The organism is Pedobacter sp. A2324 (assembly GCF_059693705.1).
Genome location: NZ_JCASSK010000001.1, coordinates 445,923 through 467,450, shown reverse-complemented (window position 1 = coordinate 467,450; position 21,528 = coordinate 445,923). Strand labels below are relative to the sequence as shown.

The following is a 21,528-nucleotide window of genomic DNA, read 5'->3' as shown; positions in this document are numbered from 1 at the left end:
CTATTGAAACGTCGAAGTTAACTAAATAATAATTCAATTATGGAATAATGCAATCCCTAATTAATTCCAGACAATCATAATGCGTAACCCAAACCAGCTGAGAAAATAAGATTCCGAGCGTCAAGATAAGTATCACTGGAATTGGATATTTTAAATGCACTTGCACTGATACCGGAGTGAATGTTTATGCCGTTGCCAAATGTATACCCGGCAATTGCATTTCCGCCCAGGTCAAACCGCTTGAAGTTTTTGGTTGAACCAAATTCAATAGCTTGCTTAGTTTGCGTAGCAATGTTCGTATTACTGAAAGTGTATTTTGCCGTGCCAGAAAGTGCATAAGCAACGTAAGGCCCCAAACCCACAAAAAAACTGCCCGCTTTAAATGGAAAAACACGAACAAGATTCGCAGGGAGTTCAAGATAAGTCAGATTGATTGTAGCTGATGAGGGTGAGTTTGGCAGATAACTGTAATAAGAAACCTTTGTACCTTTTCCCGAAACAGAAAATCCTGGTTGCACCAATAGGTTTTTACCTACAGGTAAATTCACTGTTGCTCCAAAATAAAAAGAAGTATTGATATCACTTTCTTTAATGCCGCCACCATCGTAAGCGATCGCATCGTTAGAAGTATGTATATTGGGAAACATTACTCCCGCCTTTACTCCAATCTTTAAAGGTTCCCGCTGCGCCATAGCACTAGTCGAAATGATGGAGAAAAAAAACAATAAAAAGACTGTTCGCTTCATCTATATGTCAATTTGCCGCTAAATATAAAAAATCCTAAGCTGTTAACTTCCTGAAAATATGCTCTAGTGAGTTATTCCCATATGTTTTCTTTATCCCCTCAAGAGAATCGTTCGCAACAATTTTACCCTTGCTGATGATGATAATGTCATCACATATTGCTTCAACCTCCTGCATAATATGCGTGGAGATAACTACAGTCTTATTTCTCCCAAGCTCCTTGATTAACGCCCGGATATCTACCAGTTGATTGGGATCTAACCCAGAAGTTGGCTCATCCAGAATTAAAACTTCTGGATCATGGATAATGGCCTGAGCTAATCCCACCCGCTGTTTATACCCCTTAGATAACATCCCTATCTTTTTATGTTGCTCTGGAGTTAACCCTACCAGTTTGACGACTTCGTCAATCCGCTGCGATAGGTTTTTAAGTGCATAAGTTTCCCCAACAAAACTTAAAAACTCTTTCACATACATTTCCATATAAAGCGGTGTATTTTCAGGGAGGTAACCAATGTGCGTTTTAGCTGCTATAGCATGGGTGAAAATGTTATAACCCGAAATCGTTGCATTACCCGAGGTGGGGTCCAGATAGCCCGTAAGCATCCTCATGGTTGTTGATTTTCCTGCACCGTTCGGACCAAGAAAACCCAAAATACGCCCAGGTTTTGCATCAAAACTAATTGAATCGACCGCTTTCTGTTTGTCGTAATGTTTGCTAAGTTTCTCGACTGAAATACTCATGTTGTTTAATTAGAAGTCAGTTGTCATCATTAGTTAATGTGCTCCGAACTTAGCTTTTTATTATACCTGAACTTATTCAGTTCCTCCGAAGCCTGAGGCAAATTATCGCCCGAAAGAATATCTGCTCCATTATTCACCAAATGATAATAAACATTCTTCGCCGGACTAGTAATGGCACTTTTATCAATATTTCCCATTGTACCTAGTATAGTAGTGATTCCCTTAGAATGAAGAAACTGATATAATTCCTTTTCCGGAGCAAAAACGCCAACAAAGGCAACAATCCTGCTATCTGGAATTCCCAGACCATTCAGTCTTTTCAACTCCGCTTTTTTCTGAACAGATGCTGAAATCATTAAATCGGGCGCCAATTGATGAACTTCCCTGGCCTGATCTGCAGTATAGGTGATGATAATGGAATTACTTTCAACCTTATATTGCCTCACCTTTTCAATTACTTTAGCATAGGAGACCCCTTTTTTTAAATCTATAGTCAACAGAACTTTTCCTTTGCTCCAACTCAAAACGCTATCTAAAGAAGGAATTTTAAAGCTGGTCTCTTTCCCTTCATCATCTTTTAAATTAAATGCTTTCAATTCTTCATAAGTATAACTACCGATATTCCCCTTTCCTGTTGATGTCCTTTCCAGTTGATCATCATGCATAATTACCATTACAGAATCTTTACTATACGCAATATCAAACTCTATAATCACAGGATTAAAAGTCGTTGCATTTTCAAACGTTTCAATGCAGTTCTCAGGAAATCCAGGCATCGGCCCACCCCGGTGCGCACTAATTAGTGGAAAACGGTTTTCCGGTGTCCATTTTAAAAAACCGTATAATTCACTTGTATTATTAAAATGAATGTAATGATGAACTTTTTCCTCTTGCTTACACGAGGCAAACACAACAGCAAAGGCAAGAAAAAGCAACTGACGAAATTTCATGGTTCAAAAATAGAAAAAAATGAATGATGTAAGAGGGCCTTTTACCGCTTACCTTTAAACCCTCCGCCTTTTTATTATCTTTGCTTCCATTATGGCTCAAAAGAATAACGACGAACAATTTAAAAATGTAATCTCACACGCTAAAGAATATGGTTTTGTATTCCAGAGCAGTGAAATATATGATGGCTTAAGTGCTGTTTACGATTATGGCCAGCTGGGTGCCGAATTAAAAAACAATATCAAATCATACTGGTGGAAAGCCATGGTTCAAATGCATGAGAATATTGTCGGTATCGACTCTGCAATTTTCATGCATCCTAAGGTATGGAAAGCAAGTGGTCACGTAGATGGATTTAATGACCCGATGATTGATAACAAAGACTCAAAAAAACGTTATCGGGCCGATCAGCTCTTAGAAAACAAAATTGACGAATTATACTCCGAGCTGGCTAATTTCAGCGCTGAAAACAAAGCAAAATTCGAAGAATTCCAGCAGGAAATACTGGGTTTAAGTGACGAAGGACAGGCAAGCTGGATTCCCGGATTTAAAGAAGAAAATTCAATTTTAGACGCTACACAATACCCGTTTATTGATGAGGCAAGCTGGAGGTTTGTGAAAAAGGGCCTTGCTCTGGAAGTTGAAATGAACCTGGCGCTGAAAGCTGAGAATCTTGCACAACTAAAAGATTTAATTGTTGATTATAAAGTAATCTGTCCCATTTCTAAAACATCAAACTGGACCGATGTTCGCCAGTTCAACCTGATGTTTAGCACACAGTTTGGTGCGATGGCCGAAGGCAGCGATGAAGTATACCTCCGTCCTGAAACCGCACAGGGAATTTTTGTAAACTTTCTTAACGTGCAGAAATCAGGACGAATGAAAATTCCTTTTGGAATCGCCCAGATTGGTAAAGCATTCAGAAATGAAGTAATTGCACGCCAGTTCATTATGCGTATGCGCGAATTCGAACAAATGGAAATGCAGTTTTTTGTACGCCCGGGCGAAGACAAAAAATGGTTCAAATATTGGAAAGAAGCACGTTTGAAATGGCATAAAGCGCTGGGAACTAATCCAGATAAATACCGTTACCATGATCACGTAAAATTGGCTCATTACGCAAATGCAGCAACAGATATAGAATTTGAATTTCCATTCGGCTTTAAGGAAGTTGAAGGTATCCACAGCCGTACCGATTTCGATTTAACCCAGCATCAGGAGTTTTCGGGAAAGAAAATGCAGTATTTTGATAACGACTTAAATGAGGAAGGAAAACCTTACGGTAACTACGTCCCTTATGTAATCGAAACATCAATTGGCCTGGATCGTATGTTCCTGTTAACCATGATCAACGCATTCGAAGAGCAGGACTTAAGCACGGATGAAAAGCAAGACAGCCGTACACTATTACGCTTACACCCGGCTTTGGCACCTTACAAAGTGGCGGTTTTCCCACTAACCAAAAAAGATGGTTTACCAGAAAAAGCCAGGGAGATTATGGATGCATTGAAATTCGATTTCAATTGTATTTATGAAGAAAAAGATGCGATAGGTAAACGCTATCGCCGTCAGGATGCCATTGGTACACCTTTTTGCTTAACAGTAGATCACCAGAGCTTGGAAGACAGTACAGTTACCATTCGTCACCGCGACAGTATGGAACAGGAACGTGTTGCCATGGCAGATTTAGCCGGCATTATCGGCAATGCAGTGAGCTGGAAAACACTTTTGGCCTAACCAGAAACACATTTCTCAACACATTAACTTAGATATGAAGTCGCAAGCAAAAGCTTGCGACTTTTTTTTGGACCTTTTAAGCCCCTAAAACACATTTGAACTGAATCCCTAAAAAACTTATATTAGCACCCAATTAATCAAACAAATAACTATCACAATTTTACGCTCGTGAAAACAAACAAACTTTTTATTGTTCTGGCCTGCCTGTGCCTCATCATCATTTCTGCCTGCAAAAAAGAAATCGACTGGAGTTCTGAGCAGGGAAAATCCACAATGAGTGGAAAAATTGACGGTATTTTACTCGAATGCACCACCTCCGCAGCAGCATTTTACCCACTCGGTAACAAAACAACAGTACAAATTATCGGGTCAAAAGAATTGAGCGGCTTCAGCTTAACCATCGACGATTTCAAAGGTGCAGGGACTTACAATGTTTCTGGCACCAATATGGCTATTTATCTGAAGGGTGTTAGCGGCCTCCAGGATGCTTATCTGGGTACAACCAACGGAACGATCAAAATTATCAGTTACACGGAAAATAAAATCCTGACGGGCACATTCGAATTTAAAGGGGAAAATACGAATACTTCGCTTGAAAAAACAATCACAGAAGGTAAGTTTTCCATTAGCCTGGTACCAGTTAAATTACCGGAAATAAACAGCACAACCAATAATCTGTCAGCAAAAGTTGATGGCATAGCAACTGGTTTTACCGGCGAAGCTATGTCTGCAAATACTGCTATGGGAAAAGTTCTTTCTATCGTTACAGTGAATGGTGATAAAAGAATGATTTTAGCTACTTCCAGTTATAAAGGAGTTGGCATCTATACCATGCCTGCCGATGCCGATGGTGTTTACATGAAAGACCAAACAGCTACAGGATCATTTTCGAGTGATAGCGGCACATTAAAAATCACAAGCGAAACCAGCAACCGGATCAAAGGCACTTTTTCTTTCACCGCTAAGAATGAAGATACCCGCATTAATACCTCAGTATCAGTTACAGAAGGCACTTTTGATATTCCATTAACAAAAATGTAAAAAACCAGAGCTGATTACTGAATGCCCTGGCTGATATAAATTCAGTCAGGGCATTATTTTTTACAGGTATTTCAAGAAGCCATGATTTGTCTCAAAATTTTTATATCTAAATCATTCGGTAGCTGATGTAGAAAATTGTACCTTGAAACGTAATTTTTCTCATATGCTCTTAATCAATAACTACCTGCAAAAAGTACGCGATTACTTTAAAAATCAGACAAAAACATGGAATTTCTTTGCCATTGATAAAAATAAGGAAGAGCAGCTGGAACAGTTTAAAACTGAACTGTTAAAAAACACTTACAAATTCGATGAAAAAAGTGATCAGTTTATTTACGATAAAGTTAACAAAGCCAAAGAACACCTTAACCTCGGCACACTACCTGTTACGGTTTATCAGGCGCAATATTCTGATGAATTAAATGCTAATATCGTTTATTTAAATAATGAGGCCCACATTGTATTTAGTGGTTCGATTACGAAAATATTAAACGAAGAAGAGTTACTTGCAGTGTTGGCACATGAACTTTCTCATATTAAGCTTTACACCATGCTTAACGGAGATCTGGAAATTGCCGACCGCATTATTACTTCAATAGCAAATAATTACGGCAGCGAACCCGCCTGGTTTGAAACTGCCAGGCTATTCAGGCTCTATACCGAAATATTTTGCGATCGGGGCGCTTACACTGTTCTTCAAAATATCGACCCCATTATCACCAGTCTGGTAAAAGCCTCAACAGGTTTAGAAAACGTGAACGTAGAAAGCTATCTGAAACAGGCCGACGAAATATTGTCAAGGGATAATAATTTTAAAACCGCTGCTGCTACTCATCCCGAAAACTTTATCCGTGCAAAAGCAATTCAGCTTTGGCATATGAAAAAAGAAGAAGCTGAAAAGGAAATTACGACCATTATTGAGGGCCTGACCGATATAGACCAGCTCGATATTTTTAAACAAAAAGAGCTTTCCTTGCTAACCCAAAAATTCATCAGCTTAATGCTAAAACCAGGGTGGTTTAAATCAGTCACTGTAATGAGTCTGGCAAAACAATACTTTCCTTCCTATAAGAGTGATGACAGCATACTGCTTGGAGAAGATATGGTTGAAAGTTTTAAAAATGCCCATCAGAGCATTAAGGATTACTTTAGCTATGTATTAATGGATTTTGCTATGGCTGATCCGTCGCTCGAAGAAGTTCCGTCGGGGTGGGCCTTTCAGCTGGCCGAAGATCTCTTTCTGAAAGAAACATTTGACGAGCTAATTAAAAAAGAACTGAAATTCAGTGATAAAAAACTCCAGCAATACAGACAGAAAACATTGTCAGCTTATTATGAAGTCAAAGAAAGCGATAGCGAACAGATTTATGACGGGTAAACACCGGTAACATCCTTCTCAAAATAATTTGCCATTTGCTAAAAAAACAACCATGACTCCTGATAAAATTACATTCAAAACTTTCCTCAATACAGCTTTTGATAAGGGCCAGTACGCAACTGATGATATTATTGCTTTTGTGACCCCGCTATTTGAAGAAGTATTAAGTTTTCACGAAAATAACCAGGTTGCACCCTTCTATAATGACGATGCCATCTTTATTACAGAAGCTGCAATTGATATTGATGAAAATCTCACATCACGCCCTCAATACAATACTTCGAAAATCACTGAACTGTTTAAATCTCTGAAATCTAAACAATTCCATATTGTTGAACGCGAAAAATTAGAGGCCGATATAGACAAGGGGACTTATAACAGCGAAACGGTTCATATTCACACAGCTATCAATGAACCATTAAGTTACCCTGCTTATTTAACCGGATACAACTGTTTTGAAATATTACTCAATCATCACGATGCGCAGACAGATATTTTTTGCCTCGGACTGATATTGGGAAGTTTAGCTTTGAGCTTAAACCTGTACGACAAGGATGATCTGGTTACCTTTACCAGATACCGCCAGAATCCGGTTCAGTATAACCAGCGCATACATCCTACCATAAGTGCACTCATTAAGGAAATGACAGAACTGGATCGGCAGTTAAGAAGTCAGGATTTGTACGATGTGATTCACCGGTTAAAATTTTACCGCGATTACGACATCGAAAAGCAAGTCGATTTAAGTCATATTGCAGGTTGGGTTAATAAGGAACTAAAGGAACGTAGCCAGTTTATTTTGAATAAATTACGAAACAGGTTGTTTGATACCAGCAGAAGAAACAGGCTGTTATACTATAAGCCCAATATGCGTTTTGTAAACCTGACGGTAAGCAGTGTACCTATGGTTTTGCATTATCAAAGTATTCGCCCCGACCTTCTCTTTACATGGAACAGTGAAATTTCTGCCAAAGTTAAAGGCATGAAAGAAATTGTACTGAACAAGTATCTGCGTTTTGAAGATCACAATTATTTACTAGGTGCGTTAGACAAGATCAGGGTAGAAAGTCAGAGAGATATTCAGGAGTATGGATTTAGTCAGTTAAAACTGGTAATCACGTTTTTAAATTGGCACAACTTAAAGGAAGATATCAGTGAGCGTATTCAAAGTCCGCTGTTGATGATCCCTGTAGAACTTAAAAAAACAAAAAAATTAAAGGAAGATCATTATACCGTTCAGGTTCTTGATAATGCCGCCGAAGTAAACCCGGTACTGGCTAATCAGCTTCGTGAACTATATGGAATTAAACTGCCCGATTTTGTTGATCTTGATGAAATGAGTATTGAACAATTTTATCAGATCTTAAAATCGCAGATAGATAGTGCAAACCAGGGAATACAGCTTCAGTTTATACAGAAACCCCTCATAAAGCTCATTCATGGCGTAGCCAAACAAACTGTTGGAAACTACCGTAAACGCCTGCGAAAAAACTCAGGTTTAGACAGCTATAAAAATATTTTATACAGTTACCAGCATGAACATTTTAAACCCCTTGGATTAGAAATATTTAAACAAAGAATTGAACAGAATCCTTCATTTCTTGAATTTTTAATTAACGACGAGATAAAACTGGCCAGTAAGCAACTTACCGGAGACAAGAATAACGGACGTGAGCTTTTTGAATTAACTGAAAATGCAAATAACCCCTACAGCTGGGATTTTGATACCTGCAACATGGTTCTGGGCAATTTCAACTATAAAAAAATGAGCCTGGTTCGCGATTACAACCATGTTATCGATAACAAAGTTCAGCATGAGGTGTTCGAATCACTTTTCAGTAATCAGCCGAAGCAGATCAGGGAACATCATATCAATTTAAATAAGCTTGAAGACTGGAATCATGTAATTACAGCCGACCCTGCACAAACAAAGGCCATTCTGCAAAGCCGTACCGGCGAAAGCTATATTATCCAGGGGCCGCCTGGAACCGGAAAAAGTCAAACCATTACCAATCTTATCGCCGATTTTTTGGCACAAGGCAAAAATATCCTCTTTGTTTGCGAAAAGAGAGCTGCACTGGATGTGGTATTTCATCGCCTTAAACAAAACGGACTTGATGAACTTTGCTGTTACATACACGACAGTCAGGGAGATAAACGCGAATTCATCAAAAATTTAAAAACAACCTACGAAGAATTTATCCGTAACAGAAAAGATCTGCAACTGATTATTCAAACCAAGCACAGTTTAATCACCGACCTCAATGTTCAGCTAAATACCTTACTGCAATTTCATCAGCACCATAACGAAATACCCGAAACAGCAGGCATTCCGATTCGGAAGCTGATTGATAGAGTCATAGAACTTAAAAACCAGATTTTACCTTTACAGCCCCGTCAGGAAGAGCTGGTACCCGACTATAAGCAATGGGTAGATTTTGGTGAAATGATTGTAGCACTAAGTAAGCAGCTGGAAGAAACAGGTGCCGAACCCGAATTTGCCGGTCACCCGCTGAGTAAGTTAAACGATGAGGTTTTTAATCAGGAAAACCCCTTAAATTACCTCGAAAACCTCATTAAAGATTTGCAGCATTCGCTAACTGACATAGATAACTTTATCCATACCAATCAAATCAGCTCCGAACACTGTACCTATCTTACACAACTAACAGAACTCGCTGAAGATGCCCTTTTACTTGCACCCTTTGTAGAATTTAATAATACAGAGTTGCTTGAAGCAAATTCAGCTGCAGCAAAAGCCTTTGATAAGGAAATCAGTCAGTACAAACAGTTGCAGCAAACGCTCGATAACCTGACCGAACAAAACCTGAACTGGCTTCACAAATTAAGCAGGCAGGATTTGGCAAATGCACTGGCACTGGCAGATAAAAATGACGGTGCTTTTTTTAGTTTTTTAAATGGCAGCTGGAGGACCTTAAAAAAGCAATTACAACAATCTTATAACTTTAGCCAGCATCTTGTAAAGCCAACCTTTAGGAGCATATTGCAACTTTTAAAAGCTGAATATGATACAGCAGATGATTTACTCCGAAACAAAAATCAATTGCAGGAAAATTATCATTTCCAAGATATTGAAGATACATTACTTAAGATCAGCAGCATCAGACAAAAACTTGGCGATCAGGAAATAGATTATTTAATTACACATCCCGATGCCTCCGCATTAATTAAGAAACTTAACAAAATCTATCCGGCCCTTCCGGTACTTGCAGAAAAACTTGAATCGTGCCTGGTACAAAGCCGGCAAAAATCTTTTAATGAACTGCAGGATGACTTAGAAAGTATTTTGATGAACATCGAAAGCTTACCTGATTTACTTCCTGCATTGAAAGATTACAGCAAAGCATCTGAAAATGTAAAAACCTTACTTAACAGTATCCCGATAACGCCGGTTGAAACAGAAGCTTCAATGGCTAATAAAACTTTAAAACAGTTTTATCAGTACAATAAAGCTTTCGCAGCAACAGATATTCAAAGCATCGAAAAGGCAGTAAATCAGATCAGGCAGGGTTATAAAAAATTATTAAAGCTCAATGCCGAACAAATAAGGGCAACAGTGCGCCAGCGCTTCCTCGATCATATTGAATTGGGTAATATGGCCCCTAGTCAGCTAAATCCTCAGCAAAAGGCATTTAAGAAGGATTATAACGAAGGCAGAAAAATTCTTGAAAATGAATTTGGCAAAAGCATGCGCTATAAAAGTATCAGGGAATTAAGTGCAAAAGAAAGCGGACTTGTTCTAAAAGACATTAAGCCGGTATGGTTAATGAGTCCGTTGAGCGTAAGTGACAGCCTTCCGTTAAATACAAATTATTTTGATGTGGTAATTTTTGACGAAGCCAGTCAGATTACCCTCGAAGAGGGAATCCCCGCATTGTATAGAAGTCCTCAAACGATTATTGTTGGTGATGATAAACAGATGCCGCCATCTAATTTCTTTTCGGCAAAGGCCGAAGATCCCGATGATCTGGAAACAGATGAAACTGATAATGAAAACGAACTCCTGAGTGCAGATGCAGATAGTTTACTGGTACAGGGAAGCAGAAAACTCGACAGTACAATGCTGAGCTGGCACTACCGCAGCCATTATGAAACGCTAATCAGTTATAGTAACCATGCCTTTTACGAAGCAGGTTTATTAACAATTCCTGATAAAACAGTTCATCATAATGAAAAGGAAGCAATTGAAGTTAACAGCCCCGATGATGCGGCCAAATTTGCCGGTACACTGTTCGACAGGAGTATCAGCTTTCATTTTCATCCTGACAGTGTTTACGAAAAACGCAGCAATACCGGAGAGGCAAACTATATTGCATCGTTGATAAGGGAGTTGTTAACAAAAGGAACCAAAGACAGCATTGGTATTGTTGCATTTAGTCAGGAACAGCAACATGCTATTGAAAACGCATTATCAAGCCTTGCTGCAAGCGATAAAGCTTTCGAATTGCTTTTGGGAGAAGCTTATAACAGAACTGAAGACGAACAGTTTGTTGGCCTGATTATTAAAAACCTCGAGAACATTCAGGGAGATGAACGCGATATCATCATCATGAGTGTTTGCTATGGCTTTGATAGCCGCAAAAAAATGTTAATGAATTTTGGCCCTGTAAATAAAAAGGGTGGCGAAAAAAGGCTAAATGTAATTTTTAGCCGTGCCAGAAAACACATGGCCGTGGTAAGCAGTATTGAATACCACAATATTACAAATGAATATAACGAAGGTGCAAGCTATTTCCGCAGGTTTCTGCAATATGCAGAAAGCGTATCAAACGGCAATATGCAAATGGCCAGAACAATTCTGGATAGTTTGATTTTCAGCAAGAAACAAGTTATCCGTCAGGATAGTAACATCGTGTTGCAACAGATCAAAAAAGAACTCGGAAACAGAGGATTTGAAGTACAGGAAAATGTCGGGCAGAGTACATTTAAATGTTCGCTCGCAATTAAACTTCATCCTTCAGATAAAACTTATACCCTGGGTATCCTTGTCGACGATGAAGCCCATTACAGCAACGATAATCTATTGGAACAGTATTATCAGCGGCCTGCTATTCTAAAATCATTTGGCTGGCAAACCATGCACTTATTCGCCAAAGACTGGCTCAATAACCCTCAAAAAATGACAGATATCATCCTAAAAAGGATAAATGAGGTTCAGATTGAGAATAATGACGACGATACAGAGCTGCCGGCCTTTAACAGTGTTGCGCCGGTAGAATCTTTAAACAGTGAGGTGAATGCATTAAACAACAGCCAGGATAAAACAGAAACCATAGCAGGATATGAGCATTTAAAGTTCGACCGCCTGGTTTTTGCAGATATGGGCAGTAACAAATTCTGGGAATCGGCACTGGACGAATCAAAACTAATAGTCAGGTTTGGAAGAACCGGAACCAAAGGACAAGTAAATATTAAAACTTTTGAGACAGTAGAAATGGCACAAAAAGAAAGAGATAAGCTCATTCGCGAAAAACTGAATAAAGGTTATAAAACTCAAAATTAGTAGCGTTTAACAGGATGTCTCCTGGTTGTTCATTTGGATCAGGAGATAATCACCTTAGAAATTGAATGCTATTGCAAAACTGGTTGATAACGAAATCGATAATCTTTGAGTCATAAATTACTTCCGGCTTAAAGCAAATTTTCATTTCGCCAGTTGCTCTTATATATTTGTTTACCCTCAAAACATCCAGTATGAAAATTCCACAAAAATTCTTTGCCCGACAACATGAAATTGCCGCAGATTATTTACGGGAATTAGATAAGCACCTCGACGATATAGTGTCTGGTAGGGCAACAGAAATGTTTGAGGTACGTGATTTTGCTGAACTGATCCATGTTCACCCCACCCACTTAAGTAATACCATCAAGTCTGCAACCGGACACTCTCCCTGCTACTTTTTTGAAGAACGGTTGATGGAAATTTCTAAATCCATGCTACAGAATATAAGTATGCCGATTTCTGAAATTGCACGGATTTTAACATACGACCCCTCAAACTTCACCAAATTCTTCAAGCATTTTGCGGGACAAACACCTAAACAATATCGCGAAGAATACTTTCAATCCTTGGCAAATAAGGAAAATGTCACCATATAAAACTTAAGCTGTCACCATTTTTACTTAACGTATCACCATTTTTACTGGTAGTTTCTCTTCAACTTTGTTCTATAAATAAAAAACAAAATGGAAACACAAAATAAAATTGCATTAGTAACTGGCGGAAGTCGTGGATTAGGCAAAAACGCTGCTATACACTTGGCTAAAAAAGGCCTGGATGTAATCATTACCTATCAGTCGAAAAAAGAAGATGCCGAGGAAACGGTAGAACTTTTAAAAAACGTCGGGGTAAAAGCTGCAGCACTTCAGCTGAATGTTGCTGACATCAAAACGTTTGAAACCTTTTTCAATGAAGTAAAGTCAATATTAACATCCGTGTTTAACGCAGAGAAATTTGATTACTTAGTAAACAACGCCGGTATTGGTATTCATGTGCCCTTTGCCGAAACTACTGAAGAACAATTCGACACATTGGTTAACATACAATTTAAAGGCGTATTCTTTCTCACTCAAAAAGCACTGGGCTTGATCAATGATGGAGGGGGAATTGTAAATGTATCAACTGGTTTAGCACGTTTTGCTTTGCCAGGCTATGCAGCCTATGCGTCAATGAAAGGCGCTATGGAAACCCTGACCAAATATCAGGCAAAGGAATTGGGATCGAGAGGCATTAATGTTAATATTGTTGCACCTGGCGCTATCGAAACCGACTTTGGCGGTGGCGTGGTACGCGATAACGAACAAATGAATAAAGGCATTGCATCACAAACCGCATTGGGCAGAGTTGGATTGCCAAATGACATCGGACCTGTTGTCGCATTCTTATGCACCAAAGAAGCAAAATGGATCAATGCACAACGGATTGAAGCTTCCGGAGGCATGTTTTTATAAGTAGAAAATTCACAACCAATATTGCCTGATTCCTCAGAGTCAGGCAATATCACACCCACGTTTCTCCACCCCCGGTAAGCCGACAAAATAAACCCCATAAAATCACGTTATGCTTGCAAAGTAAAAAATGTGATTAAAAAACTATTACCTGTTTTCTTTCTTATTTTAGCCAGTGGAACCGCAAATGCCCAGCGGTGGACTGATGCCGAATTTCGAAGAGCCAATACTGCAGCAACAGCAAACTACCTTACCAATGAAGAGAAAAATATAATCCTGTATCTCAACCTCATTCGAATTGATGGTGAGAAATTTTATTACACTTTTTTGGAAGATTACTTTAATACCTACAACGCAAAAGTTAAACAATACCGCAATTACAACGAATTGCGTCTTACCCGAAACAACCCCTATTACACGTCATTGCTCAAACACTTAAAGGTCATAAAAAACCTGCCGGTATTCTACCCTGATGAAAAACTAACGGTATTGAGCCGCAGCCATGCGCAGGATCTAAACCGGAACAATTTAGATACCCATGAAAGCAGTAACGGCGATAAATTCTCTAAAAGACTATCCAGATACTTTCCCAACAAAGCCATGAGCGAAAATATAGATTTCGGATATTCAAATAGCCTGGATATCGTTTGTCACCTGCTTTTGGATTGTGGCGTACCATCCCTTGGCCACCGTTTCAATATGCTCGATCAGAAATATAAGTTAAATACCGTCGGCATCAGCATTCAGCCACACCCCTCTTACACCTGGTGCGCAGTAATGGACTTTGTAGCATTACCTGCTTATACCGCTGGTAAACCATAGTTTACCAGAATATCAAAATAATTTTCTGAAGGTTTTTATTAAAAAAACTACCTTTGCCCAAATACCACAAACAATTCATGCGCAAAGCTATTTTAGCATTCATCGATTTTTTCTATCCCCCTTTCAGAAGATTTGTATCCTTGCATAACTTCAGGTACCTTGCAACTGGTGGGAGTACATTCGTTTTGGGACTTGTAATGTTTTGGGTAGCTTACAATTACATATTCCTTACTGAAGAGGTTAAAGTATTATTCTTCACCCTAAAGCGCAATACAGTTTCCCTGGCTGTTGAATTTGTTGTTGTGATTCCTTATAGCTTCATCCTCAACAAATATCTTATTTTTACCCACAGCGAGGTTAAATCCCGCACACAGTTATTTCGTTTCATCAACCTGCAGTTTATAAACATGTTATTAAACTATGTTTTACTGAAGTTTTTTGTCGAAATAATGGGCATATATCCCACTGTTTCAAGATTGGTTGTGCAAGTCGGAATCGCCTTGTTCAGCTATTTATATCAGCACTACTTCACCTTCAGTGTAAAAAAGATCGGCAGCAATAAAGACAAAAAGAACTAGTTCCACCCAGATCAATTCAGCCTTCCTTTCATTTCGTGTAAAGCTGCACACAAAATCGATATACAGTAAATAATCAGGGCTTAAATAAACACCATACTTCTTGCTTAGCTAATCACAACAAGCTAACTTAGTGCTCAACCAACTTATTCATCATAATAGCAATGAGCCATTTTAACGACTTTAGTAATCCACAGGTTGCGAAACTGCCCAATCATTTAAAGCAGTTTATCGTTAATCAGAACTATGGAAAATACACCCCAATAGATCAGGCAGTATGGCGATACGTCATGCGTCAGAATTATAGCTACCTGAAAAATGTTGCTTACTACCCTTATATCAAAGGCTTGCAGCGGGCCGGTTTAAGCATTGAACATATCCCCGACCTGCAAACCATGAACGATAATCTAGGCAAAATCGGTTGGGGAGCAGTTACCGTTGATGGTTTTATACCGCCTGCGGCCTTTATGGAATATCAGGCTTACAGGGTTTTGGTTATCGCCGCCGATATCCGTCAGATTAACCACATCGAATATACACCCGCTCCGGATATTATCCATGAAAGCGCAGGTCATGCACCCATAATAGCCGATGCCGATTATAACAATTACCTGAGCTACTTCGGATCCATAGGAGCAAAAGCAATGTTTTCGGCAAAAGATTTCGAACTTTACGAAGCAATTCGAAAACTTTCCATACTAAAAGAAGCAAACGATGCCGATGAAATGGAAATTGCTAAAGCCGAAAAAAACCTGCGCTACATAAGTGAAAACATGGGAGAACCATCTGAAATGGCACTTCTTGGGCGACTGCACTGGTGGACAGTCGAGTATGGGTTAATTGGTACACTGGAGGATCCTAAAATTTATGGCGCAGGCTTACTTTCTTCAATTGGCGAAAGTGCCACATGTATGCAGAACGACGTCGAAAAATTATGGTATAGTATCAATGCGATAAACCATCAGTACGACATCACAAAACCGCAACCACGGCTTTTTGTTACACCAACATTTCAAAATTTGATTGATGTACTGGAACAATTTGCCGACACCATGGCGTTTCGTCGCGGCGGATCAGAAAGTGTATTAAAAGCCATCGCATGCAAAAACGTTGCAACAGCAGTTTACTCATCTGGATTGCAGGTTTCCGGGATATTTACTGATATAGGCATCGATACCAATGATGAGCTTACCTTCATTAAAACTACTGGTCCATCTGCATTAGCCTTCGAAAACATACAGCTTAATAACCATGGAAAAAATTACCATACTGATGGGTTCTCATCTCCTGTGGGTCAACTTAAAGGATCAGCTAAACTACTAGAAAATTATACTGACGCGGAAATTGCTGCGTTGAAAACGGGCGACAAAACCGGACTGACTTTCGAAAGCGGAATCAAAGTAACCGGAAAAGTCACCAACCTGTTGAGAAAAAATGGAAAGCTTTTATTAATTACATTCGAAGATTGTACAGTTACCGAGAGCAACAACAATATTCTGTTCAGGGCCGAATGGGGTACCTATGATATGGCCGTAGGAAGTAAAATTATATCTGTCTTTAATGGCGCCGCCGATAAAGATGCTTACGAAGAAATAACCCCCGTTAGCACTGAAAAAACGCATCAGCTACAGTATGATGAAAAAACAAAAAATTTGCATAATCTATACACACATGTTCGTGAGATCAGGGAAAATAATGAATCGCTTGATGAATTAAACGATATTTTCGATAAACTGAAACAACAACACCGGCAAGACTGGCTTTGTGCCCTCGAGATTTTAGAACTGATTGCTCAAAAACCCCGGTACGCCAGGCTCGAAAAGGAACTAATGATATACCTCGAAATAAAAGCGGCCAAAGAACCTGATCATCATAAATTAATTCTAGATGGATTACACGTAATCAAACACCCGGTATCACAGTTGCTATCAAATTAAGTACAAGGTTGTGAAATAACTTCAATAACATTCAGAAAAGGTTTAATAACTTTGTGCCATGTTGCTGCTTTAACCGGCAACATGCCAAAAAACCCAGAAATGAACATTATAATTACAGGAGCAAGCAGTGGAATTGGTTTCGAAGCTGCACTAGAATTTAGCTTACAGAAACAAAATAAAATTGTCGCCATAGCACGTACTGCCGATAAATTACGTAAGCTTTTGGAAATTGCGCGAAGCATTAACCCTGAATGCACATTGCTTCCTGTAGAATTCGATATAGTGAATGATGACTATGCCGCATTACTACCATTCCTCAAAGAGCGCTTAGGCAACATTGATATCCTGATCAATAACGCAGGAAGCTTAATCAATAAGCCATTCCTGGAAACAACGGAAGCCGATTTGGGAGAAATGCTGCAAAGCAATGTTATCGCTCACTTCAGGATGATCCAAAATGTTTTACCATTGATGGGAAGCGGTAGCCACATTGTAAATATTGGTAGTATGGGCGGCTTTCAGGGAAGTGTAAAATTCCCGGGTCTATCGGCATATTCCGCCAGCAAAGCTGCCCTGCATACCTTAACAGAGTGCCTGGCATTTGAACTCGCAGAAACAGGTATAAAAGTGAACTGCCTGGCATTGGGATCAGCTCAAACTGAAATGCTGGAAGCTGCTTTTCCTGGATATCAAAGCCCTGTTATGGCATTCGAGATGGGTAAATACATCGCTGATTTTGCAAAAACCGGACACAAATTTTTTAATGGAAAAATTTTACCGGTTGCAGTAACTACACCATAGCTAAATCTTATCAGGTGTGAATAGGATCTCAAACAAAATCTCAACTTGTTTGTTAAAAAAGCGTTTAGTAAACAATACTGAAAACCAAACCTAAAACCTCTTAAAAATCATCTATGGAAACTAATGCTAATTTCAAAACGCAGGGCGACGGAAAAACTGCTGCAATTGTAAGTTATTTTACTATCGTAGGATGGCTGATTGCCTATTTCGCACTCCACAAAGACAACAAAACAGAATTAGGTAGCTATCAGCTTAGGCAAACATTGCTTTTTGCCATTGTGTCAACAGTTCTAGGCTGGGGATTGGCAATCCTGCTCACCGCAGTAATATTAACTACTGGTGTGGGTTCTTTCGGCTTCCTGGGCTCAGCGGTACAACTGGCCTTGTTTGTACTATGGTTAATTGGGCTAATCGGTGCAATACAGGGCGAAAAAAAGCCCATTCCATTAATAGGAGAAAGAGCTCAAACCTTGTTCCCAGGGATTTAACCTCAAAAAGCTTCAGAATATCTGAAGCTTTTTTTTCACTCATTTTCAACATTTTAATTCACTCTGGATATTTTTTATATCTTTGAGATTAACATATGAAGAAAATAATAATCCCGATTTTGTTTTTCATTTTGTCTGCCACGGCAGGAAAAACCCAAACAATCATCCCATCTCAATACCAGGAGTTGATTAAAAACTTAATATCAAACCTTCCGAAAGAAACTAAGGAATTGGTAAAGGAAAATGAAACCAGCTCCGAATCCTTAATTGACTTTGCGAAAAGCATGCTAGGCATACGATATCGTTATGCCACCAGCAATCCAAAATTAGGATTTGATTGTTCAGGATTTGTAAGCTATGTGTTTAGTAATTTCGGATTTAAAGTACCGCGCTCATCAAGAGAGTTTAGCTATACAGGTAAAGAAACTACCCTTGAAGATGCAAAAGTAGGAGACGTACTCATCTTCACAGGAAGCAATTCCAGAGTAAGAAGAATTGGCCATGTTGGTATCGTATACTCAATAGATGTGGATGGAATTAGATTCATTCATGCCTCGTCAGGAAAGGCACACAGTGTAACCATTACGCCACTGAATGGCCACTATAAAACCCGGTTCATGAAAATCGTGAGTATCCTTTAATTATCGCTTGATAAGAAATGTTAAAGTAAAACTATCTTTAACGCAATGTCTACATTTCCCGTTTGAAGAAAGCTTTTTGCAAGCTCATGTAATTCTCTTTCCCGATTGGTAGGGTCACCAATCGTAGCATCCATAATTTCCTTAACTTCAGGGTTCAACATAACCAGGTCAACTTCGTCCTCACTCGGAAGCTGCTCCACATTTCCCAGCATCCCTAAATCATTTCCCGTTAACACTTTCGATAATCTCACCGCTTTAGGCAACTGGTCAACGCCTATGCCTAATCGGGCAAGCGGCTTAGCAACCTTGAACAAATTTTCAGAAGTGACTCTGCAATACCAGTCCCCTCCCAAACGAGCCACCAGATCTATTTTCTTCTGATCAACTTTTCCATCATGATCCAGAATTGCCTCATTAATATGAATCAGTTTTACTTCCGCTAAAACTAAATTTCCGGCACCGTGCACATCTCCAAGAGAAATAACATCATTAACGACGCACTCAAGCTGAACAGGTGCCTCGGCAACCCGTGGCGGAGCTACCGTTTCTGATTTTAACATGGTAAAACCTGCTTTTTCAAATTCGTTCACATCCTTACCATATTCAGTACTGGCCAAACTCATTTGCTGCACCATGTCGTAATTCACAATATTGATTACACACTCCTTCACCTGAAGCACATTCTCAAGCGTATGCTTCGTTGTATTGTCACGTACTCGCCTTGATGGCGAAAACACACAAATCGGTGGTTTTGTACTAAACATATTGAAGAAACTGAACGGACTTAAATTCACATTGCCCGCCTCACCTACTGTGGAAGCAAAACAAATTGGCCGCGGAGCAATGGCATATTGCAGAAAATGCTGCAGTTCAACAGCCGATAATTCTTCAGTCTTTAATGTTAGCATGTGTAGCAGCCTCTTATTTTTTCAGCCCAAGAATTGAAAAATCAGTGTCAGCCCGGGTAATTGTATTTGTCAGTGCACCTAAACCGGTGATCTCCATTTCCACAACATCTCCAGGCTGCAACCATTGTACCTGATAACCTGGATCATTTAATAGTCCCGTACCGTTAAGCTCTAAAAAACAGCCCGTACCTACAGTTCCGGAGCCAATTACATCACCGGGTAAAATGTCTACCCCATATGCGCAGCGCTCAATAATCTCAGCAAATGTCCAGTCCATATCTGCTGCGTTGCCTTTTGATAGCTCTATACCGTTAACCCGGCAGGTCATTTTCAAATGGTAAGCATTTCCGGTATGTCCTTCTTTACAAGGAACCTTATAAGGCTCAAGCTCATCTGGAGTAACTAACCAGGGTCCTATTGTAGTGGCAAAATCTTTACCTTTCGCCGGGCCAAGGTTTAAAAGCATTTCTTCCATCTGCAATGTCCTGGCACTCATGTCGTTCATCACCATATATCCGGCAATATATTCATCCGCTTCACTTGCCCTTATATTTCTACCCTTTTTGCCAACTACAATAGCAAGTTCAAGTTCAAAATCAAGCTTATCAAAATGATCTGGCATACACTCAATTTCTCCGGTACCTTGTATTGCGTTATGATTGGTGAAATAAAATATAGGATATTCATCAAATTCAGGTATCATTTCAACTTTCCGGTTTCTGCGTGCAGCAGCCACGTGTTGCCTGAAAGCATAGCCATCTCTGCAACTGGTTGGATGAGGAACAGGTGCCAGAAGCTCATAGAAAATTTCTTCTTTTGCACCAATTGAACCATTTTTAATCTCTTCATCTACCTTTTTCGCCCTTTCCATCAGCACCTCTCCACCATTCAAAAACTCACGCATGCTATCAGGAAGCAATTTATCACAGCTATTCAGGTTGTAAATGTGGCCATTTATAAAAACGCCAAGGTGGGCGCTATCTTCGGTTTTGTAAGATACTAGTTTCATATAATTTGGTTAGAATACTGTAAAGCTAAATAATTTTAACAACCAGCCAATACGCAACAATGTTATTTTACAACCGTAAATTGCTTTAAGTTGTCCTTAATCATCGGAAAATCTTTAGCCTGTAATGCTTTATATTTTTTCTTCGTCGAAATTACATTTCCAAGAAATGTTCCTGCTGCAATCCCGGCAGGTACCCCCGCAACAATCAGTACCAGAGATTCAGCAATCTTGTCACTCTTCGCGGCAAAAGCAAAGAACGCAACACCTCCGGCAATGGCAAGTGGCGCAACAAAACCTTTACGCTGAATATGAAGTGCAACAATACTGTCTGCGCTTAATTTAACCGTATCCTGCCGGTTCCTGATCAATGTTAAACCATCATCAGAAGCAGCATAGAAATCTCCTCTTGTCATTTTTCCTCCACGATCTTCCACTTTAATTTTGAAGTGTGGCCGCTGCTGCGAATAACCCGCATAACCGATAGTTACACAAAAAATAACTGTTAAAATAAATCTCATCTTGGGAACGATTGTAATTAGTTAAAGGTAAATTAAAATTTCAATTTTCAAATAATATACTTACCTTGTATTAATAAGAACATGATCTTAAAAGCATTACATATCACCTTAGTTAATGATGCCATTGCTGCACGTCGCTACAAAATGCTATCTAAACTGATCATGGCTCAATATTCTCTTTAGTATCCTTACACTTTTCTATTAATCGAAAACGCATTTGCGCTCCGATTGTTCATCAATTGAGATTTTTTTTCTAACCATAATTTCT

The 21,528-nt window shown here is 39.3% G+C and carries 18 protein-coding genes; 12 read left to right on the top strand and 6 right to left on the bottom strand.

Translation table 11 applies throughout. The annotated features are described in order from the left end of the window. Positions 1-74: 74 nt before the first annotated feature. The 3 genes from AC570I_RS02085 to AC570I_RS02075 are packed head-to-tail and all read right to left on the bottom strand — an operon-like array spanning position 75 to position 2,438. On the bottom strand, positions 75-746 hold the full coding sequence (locus tag AC570I_RS02085) for a porin family protein (RefSeq protein WP_497403997.1): 672 nt from the start codon (positions 744-746) through the stop codon (positions 75-77). A 34-nt stretch (positions 747-780) separates the two neighbouring features. Further along, on the bottom strand, positions 781-1,488 hold the full coding sequence (locus tag AC570I_RS02080; protein WP_497403995.1) for an ATP-binding cassette domain-containing protein: 708 nt from the start codon (positions 1,486-1,488) through the stop codon (positions 781-783). Between the two features lie 29 nt (positions 1,489-1,517). After that, the gene (locus tag AC570I_RS02075) at positions 1,518-2,438 is read right to left on the bottom strand and encodes a glycerophosphodiester phosphodiesterase family protein (RefSeq protein ID WP_497403992.1); all 921 of its coding nucleotides are present in this window, start codon (positions 2,436-2,438) and stop codon (positions 1,518-1,520) included. 91 nt (positions 2,439-2,529) lie between these two features. Here AC570I_RS02075 and AC570I_RS02070 point away from each other — a divergent pair, with 91 nt between their 5' ends. The 12 genes from AC570I_RS02070 (at position 2,530) to AC570I_RS02015 (ending at position 18,825) form a co-directional block, all read left to right on the top strand. Next, positions 2,530-4,173, top strand: coding sequence for a glycine--tRNA ligase (locus AC570I_RS02070; RefSeq protein WP_497403990.1), 1,644 nt, complete (start codon positions 2,530-2,532; stop codon positions 4,171-4,173). Positions 4,174-4,341: 168 nt separating this feature from the next. Further along, positions 4,342-5,214: a DUF6252 domain-containing protein gene (locus AC570I_RS02065; RefSeq protein WP_497403988.1), complete on the top strand. Its 873-nt coding sequence runs from the start codon at positions 4,342-4,344 to the stop codon at positions 5,212-5,214. A 163-nt stretch (positions 5,215-5,377) separates the two neighbouring features. Further along, positions 5,378-6,592, top strand: a complete 1,215-nt coding sequence (locus AC570I_RS02060) for a M48 family metalloprotease (protein ID WP_497403986.1) — start codon at positions 5,378-5,380, stop codon at positions 6,590-6,592. 52 nt (positions 6,593-6,644) lie between these two features. Beyond that, positions 6,645-12,116, top strand: a complete 5,472-nt coding sequence (locus tag AC570I_RS02055) for an AAA domain-containing protein (protein ID WP_497403983.1) — start codon at positions 6,645-6,647, stop codon at positions 12,114-12,116. Positions 12,117-12,307: 191 nt separating this feature from the next. After that, positions 12,308-12,712, top strand: a complete 405-nt coding sequence (locus tag AC570I_RS02050; protein ID WP_497403981.1) for a helix-turn-helix domain-containing protein — start codon at positions 12,308-12,310, stop codon at positions 12,710-12,712. Positions 12,713-12,799: 87 nt separating this feature from the next. Then, positions 12,800-13,564: an SDR family oxidoreductase gene (locus tag AC570I_RS02045; RefSeq protein WP_497403979.1), complete on the top strand. Its 765-nt coding sequence runs from the start codon at positions 12,800-12,802 to the stop codon at positions 13,562-13,564. Between the two features lie 129 nt (positions 13,565-13,693). Beyond that, complete coding sequence (locus AC570I_RS02040; protein WP_497403977.1) at positions 13,694-14,383, top strand: CAP domain-containing protein; 690 nt, start codon at positions 13,694-13,696, stop codon at positions 14,381-14,383. A 77-nt stretch (positions 14,384-14,460) separates the two neighbouring features. After that, a complete protein-coding gene (locus AC570I_RS02035; protein ID WP_497403975.1) occupies positions 14,461-14,961 on the top strand; it encodes a GtrA family protein in 501 nt (166 codons plus the stop codon). A 161-nt stretch (positions 14,962-15,122) separates the two neighbouring features. Next, positions 15,123-16,895 carry an aromatic amino acid hydroxylase gene (locus tag AC570I_RS02030; RefSeq protein WP_497403973.1) on the top strand — a complete coding sequence of 591 codons (1,773 nt, stop codon included), beginning with the start codon at positions 15,123-15,125 and terminating at the stop codon, positions 16,893-16,895. A 99-nt stretch (positions 16,896-16,994) separates the two neighbouring features. Continuing rightward, complete coding sequence (locus AC570I_RS02025; protein ID WP_047797726.1) at positions 16,995-17,696, top strand: SDR family NAD(P)-dependent oxidoreductase; 702 nt, start codon at positions 16,995-16,997, stop codon at positions 17,694-17,696. Positions 17,697-17,809: 113 nt separating this feature from the next. Continuing rightward, complete coding sequence (locus AC570I_RS02020) at positions 17,810-18,184, top strand: DUF4870 domain-containing protein (RefSeq protein WP_047797625.1); 375 nt, start codon at positions 17,810-17,812, stop codon at positions 18,182-18,184. A gap of 95 nt (positions 18,185-18,279) precedes the next feature. Further along, positions 18,280-18,825 (top strand): C40 family peptidase, encoded by a 546-nt coding sequence (locus tag AC570I_RS02015; RefSeq protein WP_497403970.1) that lies wholly within the window; start codon positions 18,280-18,282, stop codon positions 18,823-18,825. Positions 18,826-18,845: 20 nt separating this feature from the next. On the opposite strand, the gene AC570I_RS02010 is transcribed toward AC570I_RS02015, so the two are convergent. From AC570I_RS02010 to AC570I_RS02000, 3 genes are all read right to left on the bottom strand, one after another. Beyond that, the gene (locus AC570I_RS02010) at positions 18,846-19,733 is read right to left on the bottom strand and encodes a flavin reductase family protein (RefSeq protein ID WP_497403968.1); all 888 of its coding nucleotides are present in this window, start codon (positions 19,731-19,733) and stop codon (positions 18,846-18,848) included. A gap of 13 nt (positions 19,734-19,746) precedes the next feature. After that, complete coding sequence (locus AC570I_RS02005; RefSeq protein WP_497403966.1) at positions 19,747-20,742, bottom strand: fumarylacetoacetate hydrolase family protein; 996 nt, start codon at positions 20,740-20,742, stop codon at positions 19,747-19,749. A 62-nt stretch (positions 20,743-20,804) separates the two neighbouring features. Then, entirely contained in the window at positions 20,805-21,260 is a 456-nt protein-coding gene (locus AC570I_RS02000) for a hypothetical protein (RefSeq protein ID WP_047797629.1), read from the bottom strand. Positions 21,261-21,528: the final 268 nt, after the last annotated feature.

Excerpts from the sequence above, each read along its gene's own strand:
- AC570I_RS02085 (WP_497403997.1), bottom strand. The coding sequence starts at position 746 with ATGAAGCGAACAGTCTTTTTATTGTTTTTTTTCTCCATCATTTCGACT.
- AC570I_RS02080 (WP_497403995.1), bottom strand. The coding sequence starts at position 1,488 with ATGAGTATTTCAGTCGAGAAACTTAGCAAACATTACGACAAACAGAAA.
- AC570I_RS02075 (WP_497403992.1), bottom strand. The coding sequence starts at position 2,438 with ATGAAATTTCGTCAGTTGCTTTTTCTTGCCTTTGCTGTTGTGTTTGCC.
- AC570I_RS02070 (WP_497403990.1), top strand. The coding sequence starts at position 2,530 with ATGGCTCAAAAGAATAACGACGAACAATTTAAAAATGTAATCTCACAC.
- AC570I_RS02060 (WP_497403986.1), top strand. The coding sequence starts at position 5,378 with ATGCTCTTAATCAATAACTACCTGCAAAAAGTACGCGATTACTTTAAA.
- AC570I_RS02055 (WP_497403983.1), top strand. The coding sequence starts at position 6,645 with ATGACTCCTGATAAAATTACATTCAAAACTTTCCTCAATACAGCTTTT.
- AC570I_RS02050 (WP_497403981.1), top strand. The coding sequence starts at position 12,308 with ATGAAAATTCCACAAAAATTCTTTGCCCGACAACATGAAATTGCCGCA.
- AC570I_RS02045 (WP_497403979.1), top strand. The coding sequence starts at position 12,800 with ATGGAAACACAAAATAAAATTGCATTAGTAACTGGCGGAAGTCGTGGA.
- AC570I_RS02035 (WP_497403975.1), top strand. The coding sequence starts at position 14,461 with ATGCGCAAAGCTATTTTAGCATTCATCGATTTTTTCTATCCCCCTTTC.
- AC570I_RS02030 (WP_497403973.1), top strand. The coding sequence starts at position 15,123 with ATGAGCCATTTTAACGACTTTAGTAATCCACAGGTTGCGAAACTGCCC.
- AC570I_RS02025 (WP_047797726.1), top strand. The coding sequence starts at position 16,995 with ATGAACATTATAATTACAGGAGCAAGCAGTGGAATTGGTTTCGAAGCT.
- AC570I_RS02020 (WP_047797625.1), top strand. The coding sequence starts at position 17,810 with ATGGAAACTAATGCTAATTTCAAAACGCAGGGCGACGGAAAAACTGCT.
- AC570I_RS02015 (WP_497403970.1), top strand. The coding sequence starts at position 18,280 with ATGAAGAAAATAATAATCCCGATTTTGTTTTTCATTTTGTCTGCCACG.
- AC570I_RS02010 (WP_497403968.1), bottom strand. The coding sequence starts at position 19,733 with ATGCTAACATTAAAGACTGAAGAATTATCGGCTGTTGAACTGCAGCAT.
- AC570I_RS02005 (WP_497403966.1), bottom strand. The coding sequence starts at position 20,742 with ATGAAACTAGTATCTTACAAAACCGAAGATAGCGCCCACCTTGGCGTT.
- AC570I_RS02000 (WP_047797629.1), bottom strand. The coding sequence starts at position 21,260 with ATGAGATTTATTTTAACAGTTATTTTTTGTGTAACTATCGGTTATGCG.